This window comes from Nocardia sp. CA-290969 (assembly GCF_050936135.1).
Lineage (GTDB): Bacteria > Actinomycetota > Actinomycetes > Mycobacteriales > Mycobacteriaceae > Nocardia.
On the sequence record NZ_JBNJNJ010000001.1, the window covers coordinates 7,715,457 to 7,735,128 of the forward strand.

Sequence of the window (19,672 nt, forward strand, 5' to 3'; positions counted from 1 at the left end):
CAAACCCATGAGCAATGATAAGAACCACTGGCAGGGTCTCAAACAGCAGGCGATCGACGGAGACCTGCGCATGGACTACGACCTCGGCGAGGCCCTGCACCGCGAATGTGAAACGCTCATCACGAGTCTCCAGCTCCGTCGGAGGACGGCCACAAACCTCAACCACTTGGCCGGATACGGCGGCTTGCCTTCCGCCCTCGACATGAAGCGAAAATTCGAGTTGAAGGCATCGGGTGCGGAGAACGGTGACTCCGCGGTAGCGCGACTCGACGAGATGATCGAAGTCGTGACTCTCATGCGCGACACCTACGCGGCCGCGATCGGAGGTCTCCAGCAGACCGACCAGCAGAACTCTTCTCAGACCACCGCTGCCGGCGAAGGACTCCGCTGATGCCCGCACCCTTGCTCGTCGCTGCCGCGGTTGTCGCGGCCGTCGCCTCTGTCGATGCCGTGGTCGATGATGTCTCCGGCAATTACGACGAATCCGAAGGCAACCGCAATCGCGCGTCCGATGCTGCCGGTGCCGCGGAGCAGGAATGGGGTGGCGACCGGAGCCATATCAACAACGAACTGGCCCGGGTCAGCCAGGGTTTCGACGGTGAGTACGCCCAGGCGACGGCGACGAAGGAAGCGTTCAAAACCTGGACCCACCAGCAGATCTGGGAGGCGCTCAATGGCAACTCCCAGCATCCCGCCGTGGAATCCGCCGATATCAATGCCGGCGCGGACGGCTGGCGGCGGCTGACCGAGGATCTGTCCATCGCGCTCGACACCTTCGGTAAGAACGTGGACAAGGTGATCAACGATAAGTGGGGCGGGCAGTCCGCCAACGCGGCGGTCGAGGGCACCCGGACGTTCACCACCGACGCGCAGAAGCTGGTCAAGAGCTTCGAGATGGTCGCCAACGGGATCGACCTCATGCAGGGCTATCTCGCCCAGGCGAAGATGTCGATCATCCCGCCGGTCGAGGTGTCCGGATTCGACGAATTCGTCGGCCATATTCCCGGAAACGGTGTGGTCAAGGCCGCCAAGCATCGTGCCAACGAAGCGCAGGCTCAGGCCCAGGATTTGATGATCGAGTTCTATCAGCCCGGTGTCACGGCGGTCGATACCAAGACCCCCGTACTGCCTGTGACGAAAAGCCCGGTCGGCGAGGGGCCGGGGCCTCAGCAGCCGGTGGGGCCCGGGGGCACCAACCCGGCGGGTACCAACCCGAGTGGCACCAGCCCGGCCGGGACGAATCCGAGCGGCACGAATCCGCAGGACACCGGAACCCCAGGGCAGGAGACACCGCAGAATCAGGCGACCAACCCCGCCTCCACCGAAACTCCGGCGTCGACCACCCCGTCCACAACCACGACCCCGGCGAACACTGTCCCGCTCGAAAACCCGGTGGGCCGTCCGAACACCACCGCGCCCGGATCGCCGAGTATTACTCCCGGCGCACCGATGCTCGGTGCGCCGGGCGGCACGCAACCGCCGGGAACCCCGGGCCGCACCGTCAGTGGAACCCCGGGAAACCCGAATCAGACCGCCGGACCCGCTACCCGCTCCGGTACCCCGGCCGGTACCCGTGGAATGTCCGGGGCTCCCGGCATGATGGGCGGCGGTGGGCAGCGTGGCCGCGGTGAGGACGACGACGAACACAAGATCCCCGACTACCTCGTCCAGGATCGCACCACCGAACTGCTCGGTGAACAGCCCCGGGTTCTCCCGCCCGGCGGGGTCATCGGCGGATGAACGGGTCCCGCCTCGAGGAGGCAGCGAAGCGTAACCACGCGGGGCCCTCGGTCATGCGCAGTCAACGCAGCATGAACGATTCAGGTCAGGAGGTTCGGGCCGGTCACCAGCATCGATCCTGGCAGATGGCCGGCACGGCATGAACGGAACGCGCTGGCAGCTCGGCGGTTACGAATTCACGCTGGCGCTCGAGGCGATGGGGCGCGACCGGTTGCCGTATCCGCTCGAGTACATGCCGCCCCCGATGGAGCACGAGGACGATTTCCAGCGTTACCGGCAGCAGTGCGCGCGTCGACTACAGGGGGTTTTCGACGAACCGCTCTACAAGGCGCTCACCGTACTGCTGGAACCGGAGATCCGAGTGGAAATCTACGGAGTCCACGGCTTCCCGCAGAACGAGGCGGTGCGGATGCACGCCGGTGTCGTCGGGCGAACTGCCGTCCTCGCCACGCAGTTACCCGGGCCCGCAAAGTCCGGCGGGGATATCGTCCTCGCCCGAATCCGCACCGACCAATTGGCCCCCCGCCTGGTCGCCGGCCTCCCACCACTCCGCGCCGGTAACCATCGCCCCATCCGCGGTCGCCGCAGCGACCTCGACGCCCCTGTCTATTCACGGCACCCGACGCAACTGTCCCCCTTGGAAGATATGCAGCGTTTCTTCCGCCGCCGCCGCGCGGGCACCGGCGAAATCACGGTCTATCCCGGCTACACGGTGGACACCCGCCCCACCGACGACGGCTACGCCTTCCTCTGGCTCGACTACCCGAACGACGGCCGCTACCTGCTCCACCACCACAACGCCGACGATTTCACCCTCACCCCGGGCCCTCCGGACGAAATCCTCCGCCAACTCCGCAACCGCATGGAGACCGCCCACCGAGCCCGAACCCGCACCTATCAGTAGGGTTTGGGTATTCACCAGCGTCCGCAACCAGGGGTACGAAATGACCGGGTCCTTGACAAGATGCCGGCGCGTGGAGTGGGCGTAATGAGTTGCATATTCGAAATTGGCGATCAGACGGTATGGAGTCCCGCCCTTCGGGTGGGTAATTTGTATGTAAGAATGGCGCAGTCCGTGGCGGAGGTTCTCGGTGTCCCTACAGGTATGAGCGCCATGGCGTCGGACTTCTGGGAAATAGATATTGATGTATTCGAGCCGTTTGTTCATGCGATGTACGGGAGATATTTTTCCAGTAGCCATGAAATTCTCAAGTCCTTGATAGGGCCAATTCTGGCGCCATCTATTGTTATGCTGAAACGTGGAGGGAGGATCATCTCCCCCAAATCTCTTGAAGAGCGAGATTTCATTGCGCGGTCGCATAATCTATCCATGGCGCAATGAGCCTTGCTGTTGGCAGAGCCCGCGATCCCGCTCACAGCGATTCAGGCGTTGACCGGGATCGACCTCGCTTTGGCCTGCGACGGCGCCGAGCCATTCGGTCGGTGGCGGGGTCCAGGAATTCTTCGGCGGTGACCCGGGGGTGCTCGTCGGGAGATGCTGCCATCACGATCAGCTCCTCGTGGGGGCAGCGGCCATTCATCGGGATGGCCCGCGAACATGCAGGTCGAAGGTATCACCTGCCTCGGCGCACTTGCTGCGGCTACCGGCCGATGAGTGCCTCGGGGTAGCGCCGAGCGCGTCCATGGCTCGAGGGCCGGCGGTGCCGAGGAATTCCGGGAATCGGTCGGGTCCGGCCGCGACTGTGGCACTGTCGCAACCGTTTCGGGCCACGGCAATCCGGTCCCGGAGCGAGGGTGGGGTGGTGGGGTTGTGCAAAGATCTCGCGGTGCTCAGCTACGTTCAGGCCTGTGTGATCGGTGCGGTGCAGGGTGTCACCGAATTGTTCCCGGTCTCCAGCCTCGGGCATTCCGTGCTGGTCGCCGGATGGGTCGGTGGTGAGTGGGGTGCGCTGGTCGAGGCGGAGGAATCCGGTGCGCATACGCCTTATCTCGCGTTTGTGGTCGCTTTGCACGTGGCTACGGCGGTGGCGTTGCTCGGTCACTACTGGCGCGATTGGTGGGCGATCGCGACCGGGTTCGTCGGCGTGGTGCGCACCCGGCGGCTCGATACCGTACCGAAGCGGCTGGCCTGGCTGATCATGGTCGCCTCCCTGCCGGTCGCCGTGATCGGGCCTCTGGCGGTGCATCCCCTGCACGCGTTGTTCGCGGCGCCCGTGTGTGCCGCTGTTCTCCTGACGCTCAACGGTGTCGTGCTGCTGGTGGGTGAGCGGCTGCGGCGGCGAAACGAACCGTCGCTGGCCGAATACGGGCGGCGATTCGCGCTGCAGCGGGCACGCGTCAGCGCTGTCAGCAGTGCCACCAATCCGCCTCGGCGATCCGACCGCCCGATGGCGGCCTTGCGCGTCACCGACGCGCTGGGGATCGGTTGTACCCAGCTGGGCGCGCTGCTGACCGGTTTCAGCCGGGCCGGATTGACCATGGTGGGCGGTTTGTGGCGCGGCCTGGAACATCCGCATGCCGCGAAGTTCGCCTTCCTGCTCGCGACGCCCGCGATCCTCGGGGCCGGAATCGTGGAGGCACCGGAACTGGCCGGCCCGGACGCCGCCGCCATCCGCGGCCCGATCCTGGTGGGCGCGCTCGTCTCCGGGCTGTCCTCATGGCTCGCGGTGCGGTACCTGGAACGGTACTTCCGGACCCGCACCCTGCTGCCCTTCGCGGTGTACTCGATATTCGCCGGCGCCGTGTCGATCATTCATTTCAGCTGACTACCGGCGGCAACCCCACCGCCCTTCGCGGACCCACTGTCCCGCAACCACGCCTGAGCCCGGAACCCCCGAATCGTTTCGGTGGTTCCGGGCTCGGTTACCGGTCCGCAGCCGGGTGCCGGGGCGGCCGCGACTCACGCGTTGACCGGGATCGACAGCACGACCTCCTGTTCGTTCTCCGGCAGATAGTGGGCGGTGACGATACGCCCGACCTGGACGTTCCCGATCGCGGTGGGCGGCAGGAACTTCTCCGTGGTGGTGCTGAAGGTGCTTCCGTCGGGACGGGTGACGGCCAGTCCCACCGCGACTTTGGAGTAGCCGTCGCGGATTTCGCCGGGGACGGTGAGCGATTGGACGACCGCCTGGGCCGCGATACCCCGGGCGGCGATATCGACTTTCTCGGGTGTGGTGAAACCCTTGCGGATCAGGGATTCGTTCATGACACGCTGGGCGGCCGTGCTGTCACCGGACAGGTCGAGTTGCACGACGCCGGGGCGGTCCGGCCGGTAGCGCACCGGCAGCACCACACCCGGGGCCAGCAGGGACAGTTCGGTGAGCGGCACGATCGTTTTGGCGGTGGCGCCGAAAACCTTGCCGTCCGCGCCCTCGACACTGAACTCGATCCGGATCTGCGGCTGATCGTTGAGGGTGACACCGGTGTGCGCGAACGATTTCACCGTGCCCAGTCCCAGTTGGGCGTCCCGGAATTCACCGGTGTTGTGGCCGGTGAGCGCGGTGACGATCCCCGATCCGGTGAAGGCGAACACCATGACGACCATGGTGAAGGCGATGATGGGCAGTGCCATGAAGCCGTTCAGCCAGGCGATGTAGGTGGGTTCGTAGACACTGGCGGTTTCGTAGGTCAGGCCGTGCCAGAGGTAGAAACCGATGGCGAGGGCGGCGAAGGCGAGGGTGAGGGTACGGATGGTGCGGATCATTGGTTGCTCCTTGTGCTGTGGTCCGGATACCTGGCCACCCCGTCGCGCCGGACACCGTGCGGTGCCGGGGCGACGAGGAGCCGGATGTCCGGACCGGTCAGCCGACGATGTCGGAGCAGGCGAAGGTGATCTCGAACTTCGCGGTGGCCGGGCCGGCCATCGGGTTGCTCATATCGGGTGCGCCGATCCCCTCACCGGTGACGGTGTAGGTGTCGCCGTCCTTGGTGACCTGCGCCGAACCACCCGGCTGGCCGTTGCCGTAGCCGACGGCGTACGGCATCCCGTTGGAACCGCCCTGGCTGCCGGCGATCGCCACCGCCTGCACCGTGGTGCCGTCGGCGATGCTGGCGCTCACGCTGAGCTGGCCGTACTGCTCGTTGGCAGTATCGGTGAGCGCCAGCGCCAGGGTGTTGCCCTGTTTCGCGCAGGTGGTGTCGAAGTCGGCGGTGAGGGCTTTCCCGTCGACCACGGCCTTCGATTCCCCACCGGCTTCGCCCGCCGGGGCAGCGGACTCGGTAGCCGCCGGGGTATCGGCGGAGGTGGCCGGGCTGCTCGCGGCATCGTCGCCGCATGCGGAGGTCAGCGCGATGGTGGCGGCGGCGAGGGCGGCGGCGCCGATGCGGAAGAGCGTGGTGTTCATGATGGATCCTGTTCTCTCGGTGTCGCGGCCCCGGTGGGCCGTTGAGATAAAAGTTAGGAACCCGGACCCGCCTACCGATCCCAACTTTTGCGTCCCCGGATCGGCTGGAACTCCGTTAACCTGGGCGCATGCGAAGACCGCGGGCCATGGTGCTCGATGAGGTGTGGCGCGGTCTCGAGGGTGTGCAGGCGTTGAGCGGGCCGCAAGGCGGGCCGTTGCGTCGCACCGTGAAGCTCATTCTGGATCCGCTCGTCATCCGGCCGGTCCAGTACCCGAGCTGCGGTGGTGCGATCCTCTCCGCGGACGGCGCGACACTGCTCGCGGCCCGCATCCACGCCCACGCCGATGCACTGCGGGCGACGGCGGCCTGGTTCACACTCCTCAAACAGGTCCGGCGCGAACTGCGGATCACCGACGGCAACGCCCAGGACCTGTACTTCCAGCGCTGTTTCGAACTCGCCGCCACCCGCGGCCACCCCGACCCCGGGCGCGACCGGTTGCGTGCGGAGGCAGCGCTGCGAGAGATCCACGGGTTCGCCGCCGGGCGCACCACGCAGGCGTTGAAGGAGCATCTGACCGATCCCGCGCGGGCGGCCGGACTGAACCGGCTCCTCGATACGGCCTGGCGTCGCCGGCCGGTATCGCCCGCGATGGCCGCCGAGCATTCGACGGAGTTGCGTGGGCTGCTGGAGTCCGCGGTCGCGACCCGGACGACCGGCGATACCGCTCCCGGCCGGCGGGGCCTCCATCAGCTGATCGCCGCGAATGCCGGGGTCCATACCGGTATCGAGCTGTGGCGGGAGAGCGCCGAACGACCACCGTTCGTGAGTTCTGGATCCGGCGGACAGGTGGATGCCCAGCGCAACAGGGTTTCCGAGCCGGCCACTGCATATGGGCAGCGGCCGGGTGTGCGTGAGTCAGGGGCACCGGCGGCTACCGCTGCGCCTGCCGCGCGATACGACGCGAACGTGCTCGGGCTGACCGAACACCCCGTTCCCTGCCGGCCCGCGCTGGGCGACTCCGCCTCGACGGCCGATCTCGGCCTGCCCTTCGACCGGACCGTTTACGAGCGGGTTTTCACGGTCCTGCAGGTCTCGACCGAACGCGCCGAGCTGCCACCGATTCCGGATCTGGTGACCACGGAGATCGCCCGCAGTTGCGCGCCGTGGGCCTTGCTCGACGAATCGCTGCGGGTCACCGCCGCGGCGGGGGTGGAGTTGGCGCTCGGGTTGGCGCCGATCACCGGCTCGGCCGACCGGCTCGCGGAGGGAACAACGGAAACGGCTGCGCATCGACTGGTCAACAGCAGATGGCAGCGGGAGGCCTACGTCCTGCAGGCCCGCCGGATGGTGGTCCACCCGGTGCCGGACGAAACCAATCCGCTCGCGGCCGTCGCCGCCGACCTGCGCCGTCCGTGGCGGCCCTATCTGCGGCGGCTGTGGGTCCGGTTGCACGGCCGCGACGTCCGCGACCTTCCGGTGACCGAACCCGACGAGCTCTGGGATCTGCTCGACGGGATCGCGCGGTCGGTGGTTCTCGATCACCGCGCCCGCGTCCGGAAGGCGTTGAGCGCGCAGGCCGCCGGGACCGAGCCGGTGGTCACCGAATCGAGGGCCGTCTGATGGCCGATATCGTGCGCGTTCAGCGGATACACCCCGATCTGTGGATCATCGCGCCGGCCGGTGCCCCTACCGTGGCCGACTCCCGCCCGGGTTTGGATACGGCTGTCCTCGAGGTCGCGGGCGGTCATCTCACCTGGAGCCTGCTCTCCGGTCAGCCGGTTCCGGCGGCCACCCTGCACGATGTGGACACCGCGCAGGAATGGTTGTGGGCGCTCTACGGCGCCGAGGTGGCGCTGGCCGTAGACGAATACACCGGTCCCGTGGATCTACCGGCCCGCCCCGAGCAGCCCGGCTCGGCCGCGGCGGTCCGCCGCCTCGGGTACGCCCACTGGGCGGCGCGCTGGTGGCCCGCCTCCACGGTCGACGGTATCGCCGCACTGGACCCGGAGTTGCTGGACAGCGAGATCGCGGAGTTGACGCGGACCTGTGAAAGCGTGGTCGACGGATCGGATTCCGCGCTCCTCGCCGAAGCCGACGAGAGCCCGGATACGCTGCCGGGTGATCACGATACTGTGGCACTACCCGATCGGACCGCCGCTCGTGCCGGCGATTACGCCCTCGCGGCGGGCGGTTCTCCGGCTGGTCGGGGCACCGCCCTTCCGCTCGGCCGCGGCAGCTCCGGCTGGGATTGGCGGCTGTGTCCTGCCGGAGTGGTGGACGCGTCCGAGCGCGCCGTGTCCTGGGAACTGCTCCGCTCGGCCGGTAGCACGATCGTTCGCGTGACCGCGGTCGCCGCCCCCTCGGTCGCTGCCGGTTTACCCGGCTATCTGCGACCGCGTGCCCTGGTCCGGACACCGGCGGGTGCGGTGGAGACCGCACTGGAATTGAGCGGTGACAGCTGGTCGGGGGAGGTTGCCGGAACGGTGGATTCGGTGACGGGCATCGAGATCTATGTGCCCGGAGTAGGGCCCGCGCCTCCGATGGGCACGGACGAACCACCGGAGCCGCCGGAGCACCTTCTCGCCACCGATCCGGATGCTCGGCCGGAGCCGCCGGAGTCCGCGGGTCGTTCGCAGGCAGTGGATCCGGGTGCACCGCCGATGCGCCCCGAAGCAGCCGGGCGCCCCCCTGACTACTCCGCGGCGCGCCCGGCCCGTGCTCGCCCCCGATTCGCCGGCTCCGGCATGCACGCCGAATCGATTGCCGGGCAACCTGCTCCGGGCGAGCTGTCCGAGGCGGAGCAGCGGGACAACGTCCGCGAATTCGCGCGCAACCGGCTGCGAACGGCTGCCGGAGACGCCGCGGCGGCCGGTTTCCCGTCGGCCGATATCGCCCCACTACGTGCGGAAATAGCGGCAGTGGAAGAGGATTCGGATTTCTGAGATGACCGACCCGGACAATCCGCCCGGCCTGGAGCTGCTGTACGAAGGCGCCGCCGCATACCAGCGTGGTGAGGTCACCGAGGCACTGCGGATCTTCGAGCACGCGGTGCACACCACCACCGGCGGTGTGCGGACCAGCGCCTTGATCAACGCCGCGAGTATGTACGACGAACTCGGCGATCACGAGGGCGCCGCGACCCGGTACCGCACGGCGCTCGAGCAGATCCCCGGTGACGCCGTCGAGAAGCGGGCCTCCGCCCTCGTCAACTATTCGCAGGCACTCCAGCATCTCGGCGCACTCGACGAAGCGCAGGAGGTACTGGAACAGGCCCGCATGCTCCTCGCCGGCGCCGACGACCTCGGTGTGCTGCGGGTGTCGTGTCTGCTGTCGCTGACCGCCGTCGCAACCCACCGCGGCGAATGGAGCCGCGTGGTCGAGATCGGCACCGAATCCCTGAACGCGGCACTACAGTTCGCCCCGCACCTTGCCGGCCACCCGCTGATGAACCTGGCCGGTGCCTACTTCGAGTCCGGCCGCCGCGACCTCGGCGTCGATTTCGCGCGGCAGGCGCTGGCGGCGTTCACTGCCGCCGGCGACCACAACGCGGTCGCCGATACCCAGCAGAATCTGGCGCAGCTCTTCAGCCGGATGGGCCGGCTGGACGAGGCCGCAGAACTCGTGGATGCCAGCCAGCAGTACTACGAGCGCGCCGGGCTCGGCTACCGGGCGGGCGTCGGGTGGAAGATCCGCGGTTTCCTCGCCGAACGGCGCGGCGACGTCGACCGCGCCTACGAGTGGTACCGCCGGGGGCTCGAGTATTTCGAGGCTTCCGGTGCGGTCCTCGACGTCGCGGCACTGCAGTGCCGGCTGGCGACCGTCGAGTATGCGTGCGGCCGGGTAGGGGCGGGGCAGCAGTTGCTGAACGACGCGTTCACCACCTACGCGGAGCGTGGGCTCGGCTCCGAATGCGCCAAACTCGACTACTGGCATGCGGTGCTGGTGGAGATGGTGATCGACCATATGGATGCCCCGCCCGCGGAACTGCTGGAATTGGGGCGGGCGCTGTCGGTGCCCGCCGCCATCGCCATCGACGCCGTCCGCTACACCCTGCCGAACGGTAACCAGCGGGAACAGTGGCACCGGGAGGTCGCCGAACCCGCGATCCGGCTGGCGTTCCGGTTCGCTCTCCTCTGCCAGGACGGCCTGTTGCTCGCCGATCTGATCGAAACCCGGTGCGCGGGAACAAGTGTGGATATCGACCGGGTGCAGCCCAGCGAACAGCCCCAGTTCCCGCTGGATTTCCCGAACCCGCCCGCCCCCGCGGACCTGCCCGGCCCGCTGCAGTTGGGCGCCACCCTGGCCCAGGTCGCCGCGGCCGCGGGACTACCGGTCGCGCCACCGCCGAACCTCGCGGTGGAACCCGGGGCGCGCATCGCCTTGGCCGATTACATCGCGGTGGCCGAGCACCGCTACGGCGGCCGGTTCCGCGAGGATCGGGTGATTCCCGCATGAGCGAGTCAGGGCCGGAGGCGGTAGCGCAGCGTGACCACGTAGGCCCCTCGCTCATGCGCGATGGACACAGCATGAGCGAGCCGGACCAGGAGGCGGTGGAGCAGTGTGACCAGCCGACCGTGATCGTCCGGATGGCCGACGCCGGTGATGTGTATGTGTCCTGGCGCTGGGTGGACGGAACGGCGGCGCCCGGGGTGTCGGTGCTGCCCGGCGACGATATCGATGCGGCCGTTCGCGATCTGACCGCGGCGCTACCTGCGCCGGAGACGGCCGGTGGCCTCGAGAAAGCGCTCACATCCGGGGCGTTCGCAACGCCCGCAAGCGAATACGAGCTGGGCCGCACGCTGTCCCGGGCCCTGCTGCCCGTCACCCTGGCAGGCCAGTTGTACGACCTGTACCGGCGCGGGGTGCGCCCGCATATCCGATTGCAGCCCTCGCCGCGGGTCGCGCAGGTGCCGTGGGAGATCATCGCCCCCGACCGGGACGTTCGCCTGATCGATTTCGCCGATGTGAGCCTGCTGGCCCCGGCGGGGATCGTGCACGCACCGGTGAGGGTCCCGCGGTCGTGGCCGGTTTCGCGTGACCTGCCGGTGGTCGCGGTACTCGACCCCCGGGTACCGGGTTTCCGCGCCGATTCCGCCCTCGGCTCGGTGCTGGGCCGGATGGACCGGCCGACACCGCTCACCACGCGTATCGCCGGCCACCTGGCGGCCGGTCGGCTCCGTCCTTCGGCTGCCGAGCCGTCCGGGGTTTTCCGCCGTACCGATCTCGACCGCGCCTGGCTTTCCCGAACCCTGCGTGCCGGTGCGTCCCGGTTGATCTACGTCGGTCATGTCACCGCGGCGCCCCCGGAATCGGGGCAGAGCGAGAACACCGAACTGCACCTGGCCTGCACCGCCGGCGCCGTGGGTTTCGCCGAAGCGCAGCGCGACCACCGCCCGCTGTCCGCGAAGGACCTCCTGCTCGGCACCTACACCCTGGAACCGGAACCCGTTGCCGGGCACGAGCTCTGGCCGATCCCCGCCCGGGTCGCCCTGATCGCCTGTGAAAGTGGCGGCGACCTGCGTTTCACCGAAGCTCTCGGCCTCACCGCCGCCATGATCACCGGCGGCGCGGAACTGGTCACCGCCACCCGCTGGCCCCTCCCCACCGACCTCGCCTACCAGCGCTTCGGCGCCACTCCGGGCGCCACTCCACTTCAGGACGCGATCTGCGCGGTCGACGCCGCCCACGACGAACCCGACCCGGTGCGGTATCTGACCGCCTGGCAGCGGGAGCGGCTTCGCGCCTGGCGCGAAACAGGAGCCGTCGAACATTCCCCCTTGCTCTGGTCGGCCCTCGCCACGTTCACCACGTGAGGACTACGGTCGCAGAACGTACCTGCCCCGGATACCGCCCTGCGCCACCGTCCGATGCGCGGTGGCGACCTGGTCCAGCGGGACGACCGCGTGGACCCGTGCCGGGAGCCGGCCGGTCGCGGTGTCTGCGAGTAGTCCGGCCAGCCGGGCGCCGTCGGGCCGGACGGCTACCGCGTAGGTGCTGATACCGCGCTCCGCCGGTGGTTCCCCGCCCGGCCGGACACCGACGAACACACCGCCGTCGCGGACCAGGGCGAGGCCCTTCTCCTGGAAGACGGCGGTATCGGCGACCGCGTCCCAGCCCGGTGCGGCCGTGGCCGTGAAATCCGCGCCCAAGCCGCGGACGAACTCCTCGTCCCGCGGCCGGGCCAGCCCGGTGACCTTCCAGCCGCGGTCCTGGGCGAGCGTGAGGACATACCCGCCGACCGCACCCGCCGCCCCGGTCACCAGCAGGCTCCGACCGGCCCCGTCGCCCAGCAGGTCGACCAGTTGCGCCGCGGTCAGGGCATTGAGCGGGACCGTGGCGGCCGTGGTCAGTTCGAGGTCGTCGGGGACCACCGCGATATCGGTCACCGCGACAACCAGTTTTTCGGCGTAGGTACCGAAATCGCGATCGAATCCGTCGACGATTCCGGCCACCCGGGTACCGAGCGGGATATCCACATCCGGGCCGACGGCCTCGATGACGCCCGCGAAATCCATGCCGAGGCCGGTGTGTTCGGGCTGATCGATGAGCCCGATCCCGTGGAAGAAGCCGTCGGCCACGGCCAGGTCGGCGGGGTTGACGCCGGCGCCGGCGATCGTCACCCGGACCTGTCCCGGCCCCGGTTCGACCACGGGGACGTCGATGATTTCGATCGAGTCGGGCCCGCCCGGAGTGCGGACGACCGCGGTGCGGAAGGTGGTGGACATTGTTGCCTCCTCTGGAGTTCTTGTTGCCGTTACTCCACAATGGATGAGTAACTCTCCATCGGGAAGTAGGCACTCAGAAGTGCGTAGCCCACCGGAAGGTAGGAAGGTGCGGGTCATGGCGACGATGACGGCGGCGCAGCAGCGAACCCAGGAAAAGGTCGATTACGACGCGTTCTTCGCCGGCTGCCCCAGCCGGCAGTTGCTCGAGCGGATCTCCGGGAAATGGGTGGCGCTGATTCTGGCCGCCCTGGGCAGCAACGGCCCCCACCCCGCGGGGCAGTCCGCGGGTGAACCGCAGGCCATGCGCTACTCGGAGCTGTCGCGGCGACTCGCGGGTGTCAGCCAGAAGATGCTCACCCAGACGTTGCGCTCCCTGGAACGGGACGGCCTGGTCACCAGGACGGTGACCCCGACCGTCCCGGTAACGGTCACCTACGAACTGACCGAGCTGGGTCTCTCGCTGAACGACGTCATGCGCGGTATCAAGTGGTGGGCCGAATCCCATATGGACCAGGTCCAGGAGCATCGCACGAGATTCGACAGCGAATCGGACGAGTCCGCGGATACGCCGGTCTAGGCGTTCCTCCTTCACCGGGATGCGCAGCGCTCCCGGGCGATCGGCTCGGAAATTCGTCGCGCCGATCGCCGGCGAGAGGCGCTGTTCGCCGCGACCGGGTTGTCTTGCCGCGGTTACCGCGGCGGGCGCAGTTCCCGCATGGCCTGGCAGATGGTCGCGTGGATTTCCGACTCCTCGGTTTCCGTATCGGGGTCCCACGTCGGTTCGGGCGCACCCGTGATGGCCGGTCCGAACAGCCACCACACATTGCTCCACGGATCGATGAACCGCGCCAGCGACGAGGCGCCGTAGAACGGTGTCGTCTCGGTGATGATCCGCGCCCCACGGCCGGCGGCCCGCCGCAGTACCTCGTCGCAGTCACCGACATTGACCTGCAGCAGTGCCGGCGTGAACACCCAGTCGGGCTTGGAGTCCACCACCATCAGGCACGAATCCCCGATCCGCACCTCGGCGTGGATCAGCAGCCCGTCGGTATCGTCGGCATGCGCCTCTGGGGTCTCGCGTCCGTCGAAGACGTGGCCGAGGAATTCGATGAACGCTCGCGCTCCACCCGGTCCTTTGACCGCCGCGAACGCGTTGACGCTGCCGTATCCGTTGCCGAGCTCGGAACCGGGTGTGATCAGTGGTCTTGTGGTCATGCGGCGAGCATTTCACCGCTTGCGGCCAGTTCCCGTCCGTTATCGGGTTCGAGGCGTGTCAGTAGTACGGGACGGTCGGGCCGGGTGGTGGCTATACCGTCTGCGTGGGCACCGCTTTCTCCAGGTCGTCGATGGTGCCGGACATGATCGTGCGGATGTTCTCGTCGATGTGCTCGATCGGCCAGTCCCACCAGGCGAGGGCCAGCAGGCGACGGATATCGTCCGTGCTGTAGCGGTGGCGGATGAGCCGGGCCGGATTGCCGCCGACGATGCCGTAATCCGGAACGTCGGCGGTGACCACGGATCCGGCGGCGACGATCGCGCCGTGGCCGATCCGCACTCCGGGCAGCACCGTGACGCCGTATCCGATCCAGACGTCGTTGCCGATCACGGTGTCACCGCGATTCGGCAGGTCGGTGAGCAGATCGACATGTTGCGACCACGCGCCGCCCATGGTGGGGAACGGGAAGGTCGACGGCCCGTCCATACGGTGATTCGCGCCGTTCATGATGAATCGCACGCCCGTGGCCAAGGCACAGAACCTGCCGATGATCAGCTTCTCCGGGCCGTAGTGGTACAGGACGTTGCGGGATTCGAACGTGGTGGGGTCGTCCGGGTCGTCGTAGTAGGAATACTCGCCGACCTCGATCAGCGGCGAGCTGACCAGGGGTTTCAGCAGTACCACCCGAGGCTGTCCGGGCATCGGATGCAGCACGGTGGGTGCGGTGATCGGGGGTTGTCCGGGCATGCGGAATCCGTTCTGTCGGTGGGTGGTCGACAAGTTGTGGTCGATGGTCAGGCCGAGGTCAGTGCGCCCATATCGAGCCGGGCGCCACGCCAGCGATTCCGGAGCCGGCGATCGTGGCTGACCACTACCAGTGCACCTCGATACTGCGCCAGCGCGGCCTCCAGCTCCTCGACCAGTCCGGGCGAGAGGTGATTGGTGGGCTCGTCCAAGAGCAAGAGCTCGGAGGGTTCGCTGACCAGTCGTGCCAGTTCGAGCCGCTGCCGCTGCCCGGTGGACAGATTCTCCACCCGGGCCGTGAGCTGGGCGCGCGTGAACAGGCCGAGTGACAGCAGGTGTTCGGCGTGCTCGCCGGGCTGCCCCGGCCGGCCCTGGGCGAAGGCGGACAACAAGGTCTGACCGGGTACGGGGGGACGCGGTTCCTGAGCGAGATAACCGACCCGGCCGCGGCGGAGAACCGTGCCGCGGTCGGGTGTGAGCTCGTCTGCCAGTACCCGCAGCAGAGTGGACTTGCCCGCGCCGTTCGGGCCGGTGATCAGCAGCCGTTCGCCCGCGGATACCCGCACACTCGTGGGCGAGAGCCTGCCGTCCACCGCGATACCGGTGGCATCCAGGACGACCCCCTGTGCCCGTCCCGCCGGGGGGACAGCCCTGAACCGCAACGGTGCCGGGGGTGGCGGCACCGGATCGGCCAGCAGCCGTCGCAGACGTTCCTCGGCGTTGCGGACCCGGCTTGCCAGCGACTGTTGCACGCGGCCGGCCGCCCGGTCGTAGGCCATCTTGTTGTTGTCCGTCATCGGGCGCCCCGGTGCGACCCGCCGCGCTGTGGTGGCGATCGTTTCGCGCAGCTGTTCGGTCTCGTCCTGCCAGCGCAGATGGGCTTGCGACCAGCGTTGTCGTGCCGCCTCCCGTTCGGCGAGGTAGCCGCTGTACCCGTTGCCGTGGCGCACGACGCGGCGCCGATCGGAATCCACTTCGAGCAGCGTGGTCGCCACCCGCTCGAGGAATGTGCGGTCGTGGGAGACGGTGACAGTGGTACCGGCCCGAGTGCGCAGATGGTCCTCCAGCCAGGTCAGCGCGTCGTCGTCGAGATGGTTGGTCGGCTCGTCCAGTAGTAGCACCTCGGGTGCCGCGGCGAGCAGGGCTGCCAGGCGCAGGCGGACCTGTTCCCCGCCGGACAGTCCACCGGCAAGCCGATTACGTGGAACCACTCCAAGTCCGAGGCCGTGCAGGGCTCGCTCCACTCGGGCATCGGCATCGTAACCGCCGCGAAGCTCGAAAACTGTTGCCAGTTCGGCATATTCGTTCAGGTGGGACTCGTCGCCGGTGGACATCTCCAGTTCGAGCCGGCGCATCCGGGCCTCGATCCGGCGCAGCTCGTGCAACGACCGGTCGATGATCTGCTGAACGCTCAGGTGTGCGGGCAGGTGCTCGTCCTGAGCGAGATAGCCGACGCCGCCCTCGGCGTGTACGACGATCTCACCCTCGTCGGGCTGCTCGGTTCCGGCGAACAGGCGCAGCAGCGTGCTTTTCCCGGACCCGTTCTCGCCGATGATCCCGGTGCGTTCACCCGCGCCGAGCGAACAGCTGACCGCATCGAGAACGGTGCGGCCGTCGAAGGATTTGCCGACCGCGAGTGCGGTGAGCTGAGTGGGCACGAACTACCTCCGAAGTATTCGACGACGACACGGTCAGGGGCGACCGCTGAGCCTGGTGAACACTTCGAATGAGCATTGGCGACCTCACTAGTGCGACGAATGTTGCGATAGGATGGTCGCACGCTGGATCCCGCCGAGCAACTGGATAACCCTATGACCCCCGTCACACAAACCGCCACCACAGCGCGATCGCGCCCAGGCGGCCGCACGGCCCGCATTCGCGCACAAGTACTCGCGGCCGTCGAGGCGGAACTGACCGAAAACGGCTACGACGCACTGACCGTCGATACGGTCGCCGCCCGCGCGGGCGTGCACCGCACCACCGTGTATCGCCGCTGGCGCGATGTCGGTGGCCTGATCGCCGATGTGTTCGCCGCCGCGAGCGCTCTGGATTGGCATCCACCCGACACCGGTTCCCTCCGCGGCGATCTCGCGGAACTGAACCGCGAGATCCAGGATTCGTTCACCGCGGAATCGTCGATCGCGATGGCGCTCATCGCGGTATCTTTCCGTTCGGAGGGTGCGGCGCGAGCACTGCGGCAACTGTGGGAGGACCGCTACACACAGTGCGGGATCGTCGTGGAACGTGCAGTCGGACGGGGCGAGATTTCGGCCGGAACCGATACGCGCGCACTGCTTGTCGCGGCTACAGCGCCGATATATCACCAGTTGGTGCTGTTGCGCACGCCCGCAGACCCCGGTTTTCCCGAGCGTGCGGCCGCGGCGGCGACGCTGGCCGCGCAGGCCGGTGCCTTCGAATCGCCGGTGCCGGAAGCCGATACTGCCGGAACGCGCGGTGCACAGCAGAACCCGGAGACTCTCTGACGGACTGATTCCGACCGTGATCAGCGGCGGGGTGGTAGCGGGATGCGGGTGAGGTCGGCGGCGATCACGATCTCACCGCGGAACTCCCGGCGCGCTTCGGCGAGGTGCTCGTCCAGAGTGCGGTAGCGCTGGGAGAAATGGGTCAGCACCAGGGTCCGGGCTCCGGCTTCGGCCGCGAGGCGGGAGGCCTGGCCGGCGGTGAGGTGGCCGTATTCGGCGGCCAGGTGGGCTTCGGCGTCGAGGAAGGTCGCTTCGATGACCAGCATGTCGGTATCGGCCGCGAGTTCACCGGCGGCCGGGCAGAGGCGGGTGTCCATGACGAACGCGAAACTCTGCCCGGGGCGGATCGTGCTCACGTCCTCGAGCCGTACCGTGCGGCCCTGCCAGGTGATCTCGCCTTCCCGCTGCAACCGCCCCACGAGGGGACCGGACAGTCCGAGGCCGGCGAGGCGGTCCGGAAGAATCGCGCGGTGGTCGGGTTCGGTGATCCGGTAGCCGAATGCCTCGACGGGATGATCCAGCCGGGCGGTCGTCAGGTGGAAAGGTGCGCCGGCGACCGGCAGCGGGCCCGGTTCGGTGATCGGGTGTGCGCGCAGCTCGACGGTGCGGTGATAGGCCGTGGCATCGCACAGATTGTCGAAATACCGCTGGCCGGAGGCGGGATAGTAGGCGTCGATCGGATGCGGGACGCGATCGAGGTTGATCCGCTGCATCACCCCGGCCAGCCCGAGGCTGTGGTCGCCGTGGAAATGGGTTATCGCGATCCTGGTCAGATCGGTCGCGGAGATCCCGGCGTGGATCATCTGCCGCTGCGTACCCTCGCCGGGGTCGAACAGGATCGCCTCCCCGCCCCACCGCAGCACGTACCCGTTGTGGTTGCGGTGCGCGGTCGGCACCTGACTCGCGGTGCCGAGCACCACCAGCTCCCGCTGCGACATCTACGCGCCCCGATTACCGGCGGCCGGTGAGCGTCGGTCACAGTTCTGGGTCGGCATGGGTCGACCATATCGGTGCCGGCCGGGCCGAACTCGTTCGACGGGATCGCACACCGCCGACGAGTCGGACTGCGATATCCACGCCCGTATCGAAATCGGCCGGCCCGCCGGTAACTGTCGCCGGATCTAGCGCGCGGATTCGATGGGTACCACGTCCAATCCGTAGAGGGCCCAGGCCAGGAGGATGCCGGCGACGAGGCAGACACCGGCGGCGATGGCAGCCCACTTGCCGAGGGATTCGCCGCGGATATGGCCGACGACGCCGAGGATGATGCCGGCGATCCCGAAAACGAGCGGGCAGAACAGCAGGGAAACCGCCGCGCAGACGAAACCGATGATCGACAGGACCTGCGGGCCGGAACGTTCGGGTTGCTGAGTGGCGCCGTAGGGCTGGTACTGCTGTTGCGGGTAGGCGGGGTAGTCGCCGGACTGCTGCCCGCCCCAGCCCTGTTGACCTGGTTGTGCTGCCCAGCCTTGCTGCCCGGGTTGAGTTCCCCAGCCTTGCTGCCCGGGTTGGCCGCCCCAGTCTTGTTGTCCGGGTCGGCCGCCCCAGCCGGATTGTTCTTCCGGAGCGCCCCAGCCCGGCTGCTCGCCCGGCTTTGCACCCCAGCCGGATTGCGCGCCGGGCTGTCCGGGCCGGCCGCCCGGTTGGCCGCCGTATGCGCCCGGATACGGCGCACCGCCGGGCTGAGGATACCCAGGCTGACCTGGAGATTGTGGTTGCCAGGCCTGGCCCGGTGTCTGTTCCTCGGGCCGCGCCGACCACGCCTGCGGCGGTATCTCGCCACCGGGACCACCACCCGGCTGCGGTTCGGTGGAACCGGGCTGCCAGCCGTGGGTGTAGGCCGCTGTTCCCTTGTCCAGCTGCGGCGCTTCGCCGCCCCGTTCCTCCGGTTTGGGCAGCATCCGAGTGGGATGGTCATCGGCCGGGCTGCCCGCCGCGCCCGCCTCCGGGCTTTCCGGCTCCGGCGCAGCGCCGGTGCGGCCCCCGCCGGTGCCCGTCTCGCGGTGCAGGATCTTCGGCAGGTATTCGGTCGGCGGGTCCTCCGAATATGCGGGTGTTTCGCCGGCGGGGCCTCGTTCCGTCCCGGCGCGGCCCGGTGCCTCCTCCGCTCCTGCCTGGTCACCGGCCCCGGTGGACGGCTCGTGCGGGACTTGCGGGCTCTGCCGCGGAGTCTGCGTATCGTCCGGTGGTTGCGGGGCGGTGGGCGTGACGAACGGTTCGTCCGGCGTTTCCGGAGTCCGGTCTGCCGATCGTTGCTCGTCGGGGCCGCCGCGATCACTGCCCACCGGCGTCTCGTCACCATGCCGGGACGGCTCGCCGCTGTGTTGTCCGGGTGTCTCGGCGTGGTGCCGGGGCTCGCTGCCGGGCTGACGGGGCGGCTCGCCGCCGGATTCTCGCGGCGGTCCGCCGGGGTTGCGCGGGTCCTGCGGTGTGCTCATCACGTCTCCTCGGTCGTCTC

At 68.4% G+C, this 19,672-nt stretch carries 19 protein-coding genes; 11 read left to right on the forward strand and 8 right to left on the reverse strand.

The genetic code is table 11. The annotated features are described in order from the left end of the window. The first annotated feature begins 7 nt into the window (after positions 1–7). The 5 genes from ACQEVO_RS35245 to ACQEVO_RS35265 all read left to right on the forward strand — a co-directional run bounded on the left by ACQEVO_RS35245 (position 8) and on the right by ACQEVO_RS35265 (position 4,466). Positions 8–391, forward strand: a complete 384-nt coding sequence (locus tag ACQEVO_RS35245) for a hypothetical protein (protein ID WP_432921830.1) — start codon at positions 8–10, stop codon at positions 389–391. Beyond that, complete coding sequence (locus ACQEVO_RS35250) at positions 391–1,740, forward strand: hypothetical protein (RefSeq protein ID WP_432921832.1); 1,350 nt, start codon at positions 391–393, stop codon at positions 1,738–1,740. The genes ACQEVO_RS35245 and ACQEVO_RS35250 overlap by 1 nt, the downstream gene beginning before the upstream one ends. A gap of 139 nt (positions 1,741–1,879) precedes the next feature. Next, positions 1,880–2,644, forward strand: a complete 765-nt coding sequence (locus ACQEVO_RS35255; protein WP_432921835.1) for an ESX secretion-associated protein EspG — start codon at positions 1,880–1,882, stop codon at positions 2,642–2,644. An 84-nt stretch (positions 2,645–2,728) separates the two neighbouring features. After that, positions 2,729–3,082, forward strand: coding sequence for a DUF6086 family protein (locus tag ACQEVO_RS35260; protein ID WP_432921838.1), 354 nt, complete (start codon positions 2,729–2,731; stop codon positions 3,080–3,082). Positions 3,083–3,503: 421 nt separating this feature from the next. Further along, the gene (locus ACQEVO_RS35265; protein WP_432921841.1) at positions 3,504–4,466 is read left to right on the forward strand and encodes an undecaprenyl-diphosphate phosphatase; all 963 of its coding nucleotides are present in this window, start codon (positions 3,504–3,506) and stop codon (positions 4,464–4,466) included. A gap of 134 nt (positions 4,467–4,600) precedes the next feature. Here ACQEVO_RS35265 and ACQEVO_RS35270 read toward each other — a convergent pair whose 3' ends face one another. Continuing rightward, positions 4,601–5,404: a hypothetical protein gene (locus ACQEVO_RS35270; protein WP_432921844.1), complete on the reverse strand. Its 804-nt coding sequence runs from the start codon at positions 5,402–5,404 to the stop codon at positions 4,601–4,603. A 97-nt stretch (positions 5,405–5,501) separates the two neighbouring features. Further along, positions 5,502–6,044 carry a lipoprotein LpqH gene (locus ACQEVO_RS35275; protein ID WP_432921847.1) on the reverse strand — a complete coding sequence of 181 codons (543 nt, stop codon included), beginning with the start codon at positions 6,042–6,044 and terminating at the stop codon, positions 5,502–5,504. 146 nt (positions 6,045–6,190) lie between these two features. On the opposite strand from ACQEVO_RS35275, the gene ACQEVO_RS35280 reads away from it, so the two are divergent. The 4 genes from ACQEVO_RS35280 (at position 6,191) to ACQEVO_RS35295 (ending at position 11,859) form a co-directional block, all read left to right on the forward strand. Next, positions 6,191–7,666, forward strand: a complete 1,476-nt coding sequence (locus ACQEVO_RS35280) for a hypothetical protein (RefSeq protein ID WP_432923354.1) — start codon at positions 6,191–6,193, stop codon at positions 7,664–7,666. Beyond that, positions 7,666–8,988, forward strand: a complete 1,323-nt coding sequence (locus tag ACQEVO_RS35285; protein ID WP_432921850.1) for a hypothetical protein — start codon at positions 7,666–7,668, stop codon at positions 8,986–8,988. The genes ACQEVO_RS35280 and ACQEVO_RS35285 overlap by 1 nt, the downstream gene beginning before the upstream one ends. Position 8,989: 1 nt before the next feature. Continuing rightward, entirely contained in the window at positions 8,990–10,501 is a 1,512-nt protein-coding gene (locus tag ACQEVO_RS35290) for a tetratricopeptide repeat protein (RefSeq protein ID WP_432921853.1), read from the forward strand. A 71-nt stretch (positions 10,502–10,572) separates the two neighbouring features. Beyond that, on the forward strand, positions 10,573–11,859 hold the full coding sequence (locus ACQEVO_RS35295) for a CHAT domain-containing protein (RefSeq protein WP_432921856.1): 1,287 nt from the start codon (positions 10,573–10,575) through the stop codon (positions 11,857–11,859). A 3-nt stretch (positions 11,860–11,862) separates the two neighbouring features. On the opposite strand, the gene ACQEVO_RS35300 is transcribed toward ACQEVO_RS35295, so the two are convergent. Beyond that, positions 11,863–12,771, reverse strand: a complete 909-nt coding sequence (locus ACQEVO_RS35300; RefSeq protein WP_432921858.1) for an NADP-dependent oxidoreductase — start codon at positions 12,769–12,771, stop codon at positions 11,863–11,865. Positions 12,772–12,886: 115 nt separating this feature from the next. On the opposite strand from ACQEVO_RS35300, the gene ACQEVO_RS35305 reads away from it, so the two are divergent. After that, the gene (locus ACQEVO_RS35305; protein WP_432921861.1) at positions 12,887–13,348 is read left to right on the forward strand and encodes a winged helix-turn-helix transcriptional regulator; all 462 of its coding nucleotides are present in this window, start codon (positions 12,887–12,889) and stop codon (positions 13,346–13,348) included. 113 nt (positions 13,349–13,461) lie between these two features. Here ACQEVO_RS35305 and ACQEVO_RS35310 read toward each other — a convergent pair whose 3' ends face one another. From ACQEVO_RS35310 to abc-f, 3 genes are all read right to left on the reverse strand, one after another. Further along, a complete protein-coding gene (locus ACQEVO_RS35310) occupies positions 13,462–13,986 on the reverse strand; it encodes a VOC family protein (RefSeq protein WP_432921864.1) in 525 nt (174 codons plus the stop codon). 91 nt (positions 13,987–14,077) lie between these two features. Further along, positions 14,078–14,734, reverse strand: a complete 657-nt coding sequence (locus ACQEVO_RS35315) for a CatB-related O-acetyltransferase (RefSeq protein WP_432921867.1) — start codon at positions 14,732–14,734, stop codon at positions 14,078–14,080. Positions 14,735–14,781: 47 nt separating this feature from the next. Further along, complete coding sequence (gene abc-f, locus ACQEVO_RS35320; protein ID WP_432921870.1) at positions 14,782–16,389, reverse strand: ribosomal protection-like ABC-F family protein; 1,608 nt, start codon at positions 16,387–16,389, stop codon at positions 14,782–14,784. 153 nt (positions 16,390–16,542) lie between these two features. Here abc-f and ACQEVO_RS35325 point away from each other — a divergent pair, with 153 nt between their 5' ends. After that, positions 16,543–17,214 (forward strand): TetR/AcrR family transcriptional regulator, encoded by a 672-nt coding sequence (locus ACQEVO_RS35325; protein ID WP_432921873.1) that lies wholly within the window; start codon positions 16,543–16,545, stop codon positions 17,212–17,214. A 20-nt stretch (positions 17,215–17,234) separates the two neighbouring features. On the opposite strand, the gene ACQEVO_RS35330 is transcribed toward ACQEVO_RS35325, so the two are convergent. Both ACQEVO_RS35330 and ACQEVO_RS35335 read right to left on the reverse strand, forming a co-directional pair. Then, positions 17,235–18,152, reverse strand: coding sequence for a ribonuclease Z (locus ACQEVO_RS35330; protein ID WP_432921876.1), 918 nt, complete (start codon positions 18,150–18,152; stop codon positions 17,235–17,237). A 183-nt stretch (positions 18,153–18,335) separates the two neighbouring features. Continuing rightward, positions 18,336–19,652 carry a hypothetical protein gene (locus ACQEVO_RS35335; protein WP_432921879.1) on the reverse strand — a complete coding sequence of 439 codons (1,317 nt, stop codon included), beginning with the start codon at positions 19,650–19,652 and terminating at the stop codon, positions 18,336–18,338. Positions 19,653–19,672: the final 20 nt, after the last annotated feature.

What these genes read in the sequence shown, in the direction of transcription:
- ACQEVO_RS35245 (WP_432921830.1), top strand. Translation starts at nt 8, where the DNA reads ATGAGCAATGATAAGAACCACTGGCAGGGTCTCAAACAGCAGGCGATC.
- ACQEVO_RS35250 (WP_432921832.1), top strand. Translation starts at nt 391, where the DNA reads ATGCCCGCACCCTTGCTCGTCGCTGCCGCGGTTGTCGCGGCCGTCGCC.
- ACQEVO_RS35255 (WP_432921835.1), top strand. Translation starts at nt 1,880, where the DNA reads ATGAACGGAACGCGCTGGCAGCTCGGCGGTTACGAATTCACGCTGGCG.
- ACQEVO_RS35260 (WP_432921838.1), top strand. Translation starts at nt 2,729, where the DNA reads ATGAGTTGCATATTCGAAATTGGCGATCAGACGGTATGGAGTCCCGCC.
- ACQEVO_RS35270 (WP_432921844.1), bottom strand. Translation starts at nt 5,404, where the DNA reads ATGATCCGCACCATCCGTACCCTCACCCTCGCCTTCGCCGCCCTCGCC.
- ACQEVO_RS35275 (WP_432921847.1), bottom strand. Translation starts at nt 6,044, where the DNA reads ATGAACACCACGCTCTTCCGCATCGGCGCCGCCGCCCTCGCCGCCGCC.
- ACQEVO_RS35280 (WP_432923354.1), top strand. Translation starts at nt 6,191, where the DNA reads ATGGTGCTCGATGAGGTGTGGCGCGGTCTCGAGGGTGTGCAGGCGTTG.
- ACQEVO_RS35285 (WP_432921850.1), top strand. Translation starts at nt 7,666, where the DNA reads ATGGCCGATATCGTGCGCGTTCAGCGGATACACCCCGATCTGTGGATC.
- ACQEVO_RS35290 (WP_432921853.1), top strand. Translation starts at nt 8,990, where the DNA reads ATGACCGACCCGGACAATCCGCCCGGCCTGGAGCTGCTGTACGAAGGC.
- ACQEVO_RS35295 (WP_432921856.1), top strand. Translation starts at nt 10,573, where the DNA reads ATGAGCGAGCCGGACCAGGAGGCGGTGGAGCAGTGTGACCAGCCGACC.
- ACQEVO_RS35300 (WP_432921858.1), bottom strand. Translation starts at nt 12,771, where the DNA reads ATGTCCACCACCTTCCGCACCGCGGTCGTCCGCACTCCGGGCGGGCCC.
- ACQEVO_RS35305 (WP_432921861.1), top strand. Translation starts at nt 12,887, where the DNA reads ATGGCGACGATGACGGCGGCGCAGCAGCGAACCCAGGAAAAGGTCGAT.
- ACQEVO_RS35310 (WP_432921864.1), bottom strand. Translation starts at nt 13,986, where the DNA reads ATGACCACAAGACCACTGATCACACCCGGTTCCGAGCTCGGCAACGGA.
- ACQEVO_RS35315 (WP_432921867.1), bottom strand. Translation starts at nt 14,734, where the DNA reads ATGCCCGGACAACCCCCGATCACCGCACCCACCGTGCTGCATCCGATG.
- ACQEVO_RS35325 (WP_432921873.1), top strand. Translation starts at nt 16,543, where the DNA reads ATGACCCCCGTCACACAAACCGCCACCACAGCGCGATCGCGCCCAGGC.
- ACQEVO_RS35330 (WP_432921876.1), bottom strand. Translation starts at nt 18,152, where the DNA reads ATGTCGCAGCGGGAGCTGGTGGTGCTCGGCACCGCGAGTCAGGTGCCG.
- ACQEVO_RS35335 (WP_432921879.1), bottom strand. Translation starts at nt 19,652, where the DNA reads ATGAGCACACCGCAGGACCCGCGCAACCCCGGCGGACCGCCGCGAGAA.